The 9,240-nt window shown below is 40.0% G+C and carries 8 protein-coding genes; all 8 read left to right on the forward strand.

The window, feature by feature from the left end; genetic code table 11:
• Positions 1–89 precede the first annotated feature (89 nt).
• The 8 genes from U736_RS0106750 to U736_RS12260 all read left to right on the forward strand — a co-directional run bounded on the left by U736_RS0106750 (position 90) and on the right by U736_RS12260 (position 8,902).
• Positions 90–863 carry a hypothetical protein gene (locus tag U736_RS0106750; protein ID WP_015856833.1) on the forward strand — a complete coding sequence of 258 codons (774 nt, stop codon included), beginning with the start codon at positions 90–92 and terminating at the stop codon, positions 861–863.
• A 242-nt stretch (positions 864–1,105) separates the two neighbouring features.
• Entirely contained in the window at positions 1,106–2,224 is a 1,119-nt protein-coding gene (locus U736_RS0106755) for a N4-gp56 family major capsid protein (RefSeq protein ID WP_015856832.1), read from the forward strand.
• Between the two features lie 82 nt (positions 2,225–2,306).
• Entirely contained in the window at positions 2,307–3,002 is a 696-nt protein-coding gene (locus U736_RS0106760; RefSeq protein WP_015856831.1) for a hypothetical protein, read from the forward strand.
• Between the two features lie 504 nt (positions 3,003–3,506).
• Positions 3,507–4,970 carry a hypothetical protein gene (locus tag U736_RS0106765; RefSeq protein ID WP_015856830.1) on the forward strand — a complete coding sequence of 488 codons (1,464 nt, stop codon included), beginning with the start codon at positions 3,507–3,509 and terminating at the stop codon, positions 4,968–4,970.
• Between the two features lie 301 nt (positions 4,971–5,271).
• The gene (locus U736_RS0106770; RefSeq protein ID WP_034451885.1) at positions 5,272–5,754 is read left to right on the forward strand and encodes a hypothetical protein; all 483 of its coding nucleotides are present in this window, start codon (positions 5,272–5,274) and stop codon (positions 5,752–5,754) included.
• Positions 5,751–6,890, forward strand: coding sequence for a tail fiber domain-containing protein (locus U736_RS0106775; protein WP_015857133.1), 1,140 nt, complete (start codon positions 5,751–5,753; stop codon positions 6,888–6,890). Before U736_RS0106770 ends, U736_RS0106775 begins: the two co-directional genes overlap by 4 nt.
• Complete coding sequence (locus U736_RS0106780; RefSeq protein WP_026500523.1) at positions 6,887–7,891, forward strand: phage tail protein; 1,005 nt, start codon at positions 6,887–6,889, stop codon at positions 7,889–7,891. The genes U736_RS0106775 and U736_RS0106780 overlap by 4 nt, the downstream gene beginning before the upstream one ends.
• 855 nt (positions 7,892–8,746) lie before the next feature.
• A complete protein-coding gene (locus U736_RS12260) occupies positions 8,747–8,902 on the forward strand; it encodes a hypothetical protein (protein WP_155914997.1) in 156 nt (51 codons plus the stop codon).
• The last annotated feature ends 338 nt before the right edge of the window (positions 8,903–9,240 follow it).

Below are 9,240 nucleotides of genomic sequence, written 5' to 3' on the forward strand. Positions count from 1 at the left end.
ATGGGTAAGCATTGAGGGGATAAATGCTCTCAGGCTGTTTTATCTGAAAAATTTAATTTTATTGTTTAAAAAAAGAGAAGGCTAATGTCATGGATCAAGAACACTTAACGCCGGCAGAACAAAACCAATTGAAACAGGATTATCTACTCTCAACACAAGAGGGAGAAGACGGTGAAATTGGAAGAGAAGAAAAAACTCTTGAAGATAATTTTCAAGGGCAAACGCATCAACAACAGTATTCTTCGCAAAAGGCTGGAAAAGAGGTTCAAGGGGGAGAAGATGCTCCACCAGATCCACAAAAAGACTTTATGGGCTATATGCAATGGTTGGGAAAAACACTCCAAAAACAAGGACTTGTTAATGAAAAACAACAACCTTCTCTGGCTCGCGAAGCAGAACAGTTGCATGCGTTTTTTCAGCAGTCTGTTGCCAGTGTTAAACAAAAGCATCATGATTTTGATCAAGCTGCTGATTTTATTTATGAAACGCGGGCTAAACAGTTGGCAGCTTGCGCTTCGCTCTACCCTGAGATGGCAGATCCCAAAAATATTGATGCGTTGATTGGTGATGAGTTAAAGCAGATCTTGCGCGATTGTGCGCAAAAAAATCAAAATCCGGCTGAAGTGATTTACTCTATTGCACAAAAAATTGGCTACACAAATGTTCCCAATAACATGGATGAAAATTTACAGGAAAGACACAATTCTGCACGTACACTTGCTGCTTATAACGGCTTGACGCCAAATGGGCCGATTTCTTTGGAGATGCTTGATAAAATGTCAGAAGCAGAGTTTAGCGCTTGGGTTTCTGAACCTAAAAATAAAGCTGCTTTTAACCGTTTAATGGGGGGAAGAGAATTTTAAACACAAGAATGCAGGGGGTGTTTTTTGCGGGAACGTGGAAAGGCTTTTAGCGCGGGGGAATACAGGGGGATTTCTCAAAGCACGGATGTGGTGAGGAGAGCTATTATAAGGGGGAGGCAGACGCTAACAGAAATTAGATAAAACTCACGAATAACCAATTCACCATTTGAAATGAAATGTGGTGTTTTAACAACCGGCGCTTTGCCGGGTTTTTTATGTCAATAAAACTTTTAGAGGACAAAATGACTGTAACTTATATCGGACTTAATGACCCAATGGCAGTGCGCACATGGTCTAAATTACTAAACCAAGAAGTCTCAAAAGCACTTCCGATTGCACCGTTGATTGGAAATGATTCAAACAGTATCGTACAATTAAAGGATGAAACCACGAAAGCAAGTGGGGATGCCATTAGCTTTAATTTGCGTGTTCAGTTGCTAGGCGATGGGGTGAGTGAAGGGCAGACATTGGAAGGCAATGAAGAAGCTTTACAGTTTCTCAATGATCGCTTGGCAATTAATGAACTCGTTCATGCTGTGCGTGTCAAAAATGAGGGAACGATTGATCAACAACGGATTCTCCATGATTTGCGTACCGAGGCAAAAAATGGCTTAGTTGATTGGTATGCAGATCGTCTGAGTATGATGTTCTTCATTCAAGTGTGTGGATATACCGCAAAAGCTATTAACTTTGAGGGACGTACGATTACTCTTAAACCTGTCCATTATGGGTTTAATGCGCCAACGGCACCAACCGATAAACGCGTTGTGCGCCCTAATGGAAAAACAAAAGATGAAGATTTAAAATCAAACGATGTTTTTGATCTTAAGCTCATTGATAAAGCTGTTGAACGGGCTAAATTGGCAAATCCCAAAATTAGACCCGTGCGGATTGATGGGGAAAATGTCTATGTGCTTTATCTTCATCCAACCCAAGTGACGCAATTGCGAACCAATACAGATGCAGGGCAATGGCTCGACATTACCAAGGCAATCTATAGTGGAAGTCGTATCAAAAATCCGCTCTATGATGGATCTTTGGGCATGTATAATGGTGTGGTTTTGCGCGAAGCTGAACATATTACCGAAGGAGTCGAATCTGGGACGGCAAATAAAGCTGTACCAAATGTGCGTCGTGCTGTTCTACTTGGTGCGCAGAGTGCTGTGATTGCTTTTGGTAAAGATCGAGGGGCGACACGCTATAAATTGGTGGAAGAACTTTTTGATTATGAAAGAGAATTTGGGGTCGCGGCAAAAACCATTATTGGTATGAAAAAAACTTGCTTTACCTTGCCAGGAAGTACGCAAGGGGCTCAGGATTTTGGCACTATTGTCATCCCAACTTATGGAGCACCTGCTTAAAGCGAATGTTTGCTAACTTCCCCCAACAAGAGGGATCTGTTGGGGGAAAAATTTAAAATGCTTCCAGAAAAAGGACAGACTTATGACCACTTTATCCACTGATCCCAAAAATCTAAACCTTACACATTCAGACCATTCTAAAACTTTTGCTTATATGGTCGCGCTTATTCAAGATGAAATTGACGATACAACAGCGGAATATTCCCTGCAAATTCAAGATTCAATTTTTACGGCTTTGCGTGTGTGTGAATGCGAACCCTTTTTCTTTAATGAAAAAAGAGAAAGGACCTTTAAAACACAAAGTGGTAAAACATGGTATGGGCAAGAAGAGGGAGTTTTTATTGAATCAGAAAAGAGTTTGGAGGGCGTCTTTTTAGCAACAAAGAATACAACACCAACAAAGTTGTTCTTTAAGCCCTTGGAAGTGTTGCATCAACAATATGGTATGCATCCTGCGCTAGGAACGCCATTCTTTTATACGTGCCTTGATCAAAAAATAGGACTCTTTCCAACACCAGAACATGTGGAAACTATGCAGCTTTCTTATGCTCCTGTTCATTTTGCCGATGAACAGCTGAAAGAAAGCGATAATCCTTGGTTGATTTATGCTTTTGATCTTATTAAAGCACGGGCAAAATATGAACTTTATAAAAATATTCTTAAAGATCCTGAATATGCCGCCGTTTCTTTCAGAGATTTTCAAGAACAGCTTCAAGCTTTGCGCATTGAAACATCGCGCCGAAAAGGTTCCTCAAAGATTCGCCCAATGAGTTTTTAAAAGGCTTTGTTCCAAATCGTTTATGCCTGGTTTGTCCCTTATGGTTTGATAAGCGCTGGGAATTGATGGTGAAGGGCTGGTGGATGGCGCTGGGTATGCCATTATTTATGGTATCTTTTTTTTCGACGTGTTAATCAACTTAAGATTGTGTGTTTTGTTGAATTTTATGCCTTTAGAGTTTTAAGGGCTTTAGTGGTTTTTTATCAGTAAGCTTTGGTGTTTTGAATGGTACTAGGCTCTTCAAAGATTTTATGGGGGTCTTGATGGCTTTTTCCCAGTTGTTGGGGTGAATTGCGGGCGGTTGATTTTGGTCGGGCGCTGGTGGATGGCGCTGGGTATGCCATTATTTATGGTATCTTTTTTTCGATGCGTTTATCAACTTAGGGTTGTGTATTTTGTTGAATTTTATGCCTTTAGAGTTTTAAGGGCTTTTGTGGTTTTTTATCAATAAGCCTTGGTGTTTTGAATGGCACTGGGCTCTTCAAGAATTTTATGGGGGTCTTGATGGCTTTTTTCCCAATCGCTGATTATCGACCCGATGTGGCGGATATCAATGGAATTTTTACCGATGAACTTGTTAATGTGCTACCGGCTGATGGCTCCTATATTCCTATGCCAAGTTTTGAACCTTTATCAGAGCCTTGTCCGGAGCCAATTTTAGGCGCTCTTGCGGTTAAAACAAAAAATGGGGTTTCCATTATTGTTGGGACAAGAGAAAAAATCTTCTTGCTTGATAATACAACAATGAACTGGAAAGATATTAGCCAAAAAGGAAAATCTTATCTGGCTAATATCGATGCTCCGTGGTCTTTTGCTTTGTTTGGTGATTTTATCATTGCGGTGAATGCCAATGATAAACCACAAGTGATTGATATTAATCATGATAAAAGATTTAGAAATTTAGGAGGAAATCCACCACAAGCAGGGATTGTTCGAATCTGGGGAGATTTCGTTTGTTTGATGAAATTAACCGAGTATCCAAGACGGGTTCATTGGTCTGGATTAAATGATGCTGAATTTTGGACTGTTGGGAAAAAAAGTTGCGATTATCAAGATTTTCCTGATGGCGGATTCGTCCAAGGGGCAACCGAGACAACAAATCCAATTATTTTTATGCGTTCTGCAATCTATGCCGGTTCTTTTATCCCTGGCTCTAAGATTATTTTTAGTTTCCAAAAAATTCACGATAAACGAGGCGCAAAAAATGCTGAATCAATTGTTTGTCGGGGCGATTTAGCATTCTTTGCCGATGAGGGCGGTTTTTATCAAATAACAAATGATGGACAGATTATACCCATTGGGTTCGAAAAAGTCGATCGGACGATGACCGCAAAATCAAGGCAGGATAATCTGTATACCATGTCTGCAGCTATCGATGGGGTGTATAATCGTGTTTATTGGATGGTTGATTCTGATGAGAACCTTCATAAACGTATTTTGCTCATTTATGATTGGGGATTGCAAAAATGGACAAAAGCTCTTGTGGATATCAAAATGATATTGCCTATTTTCTTAGCAGGAACAACCCTAGAAGGTCTTGATTTTGTAACAGAGAATATTGATGATTTGTCCTTTTCTCTCGATAGTAAAGTTTGGAAAAATGAATCGCCTATTCTGGGGGCATTTGATCAACAGGGGAGACTGGGTTCGTTTTCTGGTTCTCCTATGGCTTGTGTCGTGACATCACAAGAAATGGGGCAGACAAATGGCATGATAACACGGGTGAAAAATATTATGCCTCAAGTCAATAGTGGAAAGTTTTATTTGTCTGTGGGAATGCGCTTTCGACAGTCTCTTGAAGAGGAAACTGTTTGGTTGCCAGAAAAACAGCCCTCTTATAATACTGGACAAATTCATTGTCGCGCAAGGGCACGGTTTTATCGCTTTAAATTGCGCATTCCTGAAGGGGTGAATTGGACTCATGTCACTGGATTTGATGTGGAATTGACGCGAGCCGGCATGCGATAGGCATGCCCTTTTATAATATCATGTGATAGGCGCTCAAGCTTCTATTATTAAAAAACAAATGCCCCATAGACCAAAGCCTTTATAAACAAAGGAACAAGGTGGTGCGTTATGTTTCATGCTTTTCTGCGATAAAGGAAAAATAGTCTGCACAATGGCTTATTTTTATAAAGAAGAAAGTTTCCTATTTGTTATGACAAAGGGATGATGGGGCTTCTTTTCTTTTGTTGTATTCTTCTTTTTGAAAGTTGTACGGTAAGTATGGAACGTGAGAAATGCGTAGGGGGATGGTATTTAAGGGGAGATGAGTGATAAAGCTAAAAGAGCCAAAGTTATGATGCAAGAGAGTCAAGATTTGTATTCTGCTCATTTGACAGAGCAATGGCCGTGGGAAAAAATAGCGCCCTATCAAGAGGCACTCAATGCTGCATTGAGAAAATATGCTCAGCGCTTTCCTGATGATGTTTGTCTGGAAAAAATTGCTGAAGAAATCGCTACAGGACAAGCACAATTGTGGCTGGTCTTAAAAAATAAAATCCAATTTAGTGCTTTTGCAATAACCAAAGTTGAAAGTGCCCATACAGGGAAAAAATGCGTCGTTCTCTCAGATCTTGCTGGAGAGGGAGGGCTGAAATTGGTCAAATTGATTGATGAAGTCGAAAAATGGGCGCAAACAATTAATGCTGAAGAAATGCACATGTTTGGAAGAACTGGATGGGCGAAAAGGCTCGCTCATCACGGATATTCTCGTAATCTTATTCAATATAGAAAGGTTCTCAAGCCATGAGTAGAAAAACCACACCTCAAGTGCAGACAACAACACAAACAAATGCTCCACCTGCTTGGGCGGCTGATATTTTTAAACAAGCCAGTGCTGATGCACTTGGACTTTATAATAAAGGAATTGGCGGAAACGTTTATCAGGGAGACAGAGTCGCTGGTCTTAGCGATATGACAAAAAATGCTCTGACCGGTTTACAACAAGCAGCAGGGCTTTATAACAATCCAACGGTAACGCAATGGTTGAATGCACCAACCAACAGCGCTACAAATCTTTCCAGTATGGCTAAGGGAAGCTGGATTGGAAGCAATAGTAAATTTAATACTGCATTGCAAAATGCTCTGAATAAAACTTCCGATGCAATTAATCAGTCGATGTCTGGGGCAGGACGTTATGGCTCTGGGGCTCACACCGGTGTGCTGGCCGATGAACTAGGCGCCTTGGCAACAAATGCTGCAGCACAGCAATATAATCAAGATATTAACAATATGATGAATGCAAACCAGATGATTGATCGCTCTCAGAATGATCAGGTTAATGCGGCAAATAGCTATTATCAAGGACAGAGTAATGTGCAAAGCAATGCTTTGAAAGGGGGCATGATTCAAGATGTAAATCGTCAAAATATCTTAGATGCTGAACGCCAAAAATGGTCAGAAAAAGATAATCAAGATTGGAACCGATTGCAAAGCTTGTTACAGATAGGAACACAGGCTGCTGGAAATTACGGAACGACTTCAGGAAAATCCACGACAATGCCTTCTGTGACAAAAGATCCATTGCGTGATGCGCAGCAAGTACTTGGATTGGTCGGAGGAATTTTAGGGCTTTGTGATGTGAGAGCAAAAGAAAATATTATCCCTGTGGGGCAGAAAAAGGGATATCCACTTTATACCTTTAATTATAAGGGAAATCCACAACGTTACCAGGGTGTTATGGCGCAAGACGTGTTGCGTGTGAAGCCGGAAGCTGTTTATGTCAATGCAAAAACAAAATTATTGCATGTTGATTATGGCAAAATAGGACTGAAAATGGAGAAAATGAAAGGGGAGAAAATACCGGCATCTAAAAATAAAATTGCGGCTTTCTTTTCTTCATTTTTTGCTCGTTTTCCCTTTTTGAAAAAAGAATATCTTCTATGAGTTCGATTTATGATTGGTCAATTATCGCATCAGAAAATGCTTATGCCGACGAGAGTATAAACTGGGCAGAAGGGCAACCGCCAAGCTCAGTCAATGATAGTGCTCGCGCTATGATGCAACGTATCAAAGAATATTTGTTGGATAATGGGGGGGGGATTGAAACACAGTTTACTGTCGATGTGGAAAACGAGAGGACATCACTTCGTTTGGCGACAAAGTCTTTTTTTGAGACTTATATGGATGGCATTGTTGTGCGCTTTAAAGCACAAGGCGTCAATAGAGGAATAACAAATATTTCTTTAAATCATTTGCCACCAAGACCAACTTATATGGCAACGCTAGAGGGTATCATGCCTTTAAAGGGAGGGGAAATTCAAAAGGGGGGGCTTTATGAGATCGTCTATACGCGTGATATTGCCGGAAAAAATGCTGATGGATGGTTTTTAACCAATCCTACTATAAAACTTCCTGAAATTCCGCCCTTTCCTCCTTTGCCTGAAACTTTTTCTTCTGGATTTATTGGGACTTTTGCTACAGAAAAAATACCCTCTGGATGGTTACTCTGTGGTGGTAAAGAATATTCGCGAAAGAACTATGCAAATCTCTTTGCTGTTTTGGGGGAAACGTGGGGAAAAGGAGACGGGAGAACAACATTCAATGTTCCCGATTTGCGTGGAATGTTTTTACGGGGGCTCGATAGTGGAAAAGCCATTGATAAAGGACGTCTCTTGGGAAGCCGACAAGAAGAGTCTTTTAAATCTCATACCCATGAGGGGAAAACAGATTCGACAGGAAAACACCAGCATAGTTTTCCAAAGGTTGAAAAGGTAGTTTGGGATATGAATCACGGTGAATATGATAGAAATCTGGCTCAAGCCTACAATAAAGATCAGTTAACGAAGGCTGCGGGAGAGCATGAACATAAGGTCTTGTTGCAAAAAACAGGGGGTGATGAAACACGCCCCGTCAATATGGCGGTGATTTATGCTGTCAAAGCCTGAGAATGAAAGCTGTGTGAGAGAAAGATAAAAATGGTTGCAAAATATCTGTTATGAGAAAAAGTCTTATAGAATATAAAGTCTTATAGAATATATTGTGCAGAAAGTTTTGAGGCGCTTTAGAAAAAACTCAACTCTCTTTATTATTTTATTTTTTGTGCTGCCTTTGTTGGATGTGTAACGGTCAGTTTGCCTATTGTTCTTTAGAGGATCAAGACAGTAATTATTGAAGGTAGGGGTAAAAGAGAACAAAAAATCTTCCTTTATTCATAGAGTTTTTTTCTGAGGAATAAAGATTTTATCCAAAATTCTCCCTCTTGTGGTATCGTGATACATTGTTTAAAGTGCCGGGCTTAAAGCACTGGGTTTAAGGTGCTGGTGGGCGATGACAAAAAGCCCATGGATAAAATTTTATCTTGTTATACCGTAAAACACCGTCATAAAAACACTATTATTGAAGCTGGTGATATAAGGAAAATAAGACATACAATACTTGATCCATTTAAGTATTGAAGAGACATATATTCAGGGGATGGGTACTTGATTAAGCCTTATGCAAGTGAATTATATAAGTGAGCAGCAGACGGAATCCCTTCAGAGTCGTTGAATTGTTTACAAACCGATAGGGGCTAAAATCTTCGTCCCTTGAGGTGGCGGGAAGAGATCAACGGATATGTTTATTTAAAGAGAGAAAAGGCAAAATGGTGCTCTCCTTCTTTTGGGTAGAGCGTGTATGCAAAAAGCGTTCATTCTTTCAAAATGGGCACTCTGTTGGCTAGAGCAGATTAGTGATGCCGTTTAACACATGGTGAGTAATTGAACTCTCTTAGATGGCATTTTTACTTGTCAGGAAACTTCTTGAAACAGAATGAGAGTGATACGAGAAAATCTGTAAGACAATGGTTTATCCCGTTGTGTCGTAAAATACCATTGTTTGAGGTGCGGTTAAAACTTTATGCATTGGGATGTTTTTCGTCTGTGCGTATTCTTAAAGCAGCGTTTTTTGTAGAATAACTCTAGACAAGGCTGCATTTGAAGAGGAATCTCAGTTAAATCCGTTAGATAAGAAGCCAGATTGTTTACAGATTGTTGTTTATCGATTGGCATTGTTTGAAGACCGGTGGGCGTGGCTTTGTCATTTTGGGGAAAGCCAACAAAGCAGCAAGGTTACATGCATTTTCTTTGGTTTCAGGTGGTAAAATCATCATTTTAGGTGGAAAACAGACTATAATCTAAAAAAATACCTTGTAAAAATTTTCGATGAGGAAATTTTTTTCAAAAGTCTTTCACATTGAGGTTGTCTTGAGGTTGTCTTGAGGTTGTCTTGAGGTTGTCTTGAGGTTGTCTTGAGG

Origin of the sequence: Bartonella grahamii ATCC 700132 (genome assembly GCF_000518085.1) — a bacterium.
In the GTDB taxonomy this organism is placed as follows: domain Bacteria; phylum Pseudomonadota; class Alphaproteobacteria; order Rhizobiales; family Rhizobiaceae; genus Bartonella; species Bartonella grahamii.

What these genes read in the sequence shown, in the direction of transcription:
- U736_RS0106780 (WP_026500523.1), top strand. Translation starts at nt 6,887, where the DNA reads ATGAGTTCGATTTATGATTGGTCAATTATCGCATCAGAAAATGCTTAT.
- U736_RS0106770 (WP_034451885.1), top strand. Translation starts at nt 5,272, where the DNA reads ATGAGTGATAAAGCTAAAAGAGCCAAAGTTATGATGCAAGAGAGTCAA.
- U736_RS0106750 (WP_015856833.1), top strand. Translation starts at nt 90, where the DNA reads ATGGATCAAGAACACTTAACGCCGGCAGAACAAAACCAATTGAAACAG.
- U736_RS0106760 (WP_015856831.1), top strand. Translation starts at nt 2,307, where the DNA reads ATGACCACTTTATCCACTGATCCCAAAAATCTAAACCTTACACATTCA.
- U736_RS0106765 (WP_015856830.1), top strand. Translation starts at nt 3,507, where the DNA reads ATGGCTTTTTTCCCAATCGCTGATTATCGACCCGATGTGGCGGATATC.
- U736_RS0106755 (WP_015856832.1), top strand. Translation starts at nt 1,106, where the DNA reads ATGACTGTAACTTATATCGGACTTAATGACCCAATGGCAGTGCGCACA.
- U736_RS0106775 (WP_015857133.1), top strand. Translation starts at nt 5,751, where the DNA reads ATGAGTAGAAAAACCACACCTCAAGTGCAGACAACAACACAAACAAAT.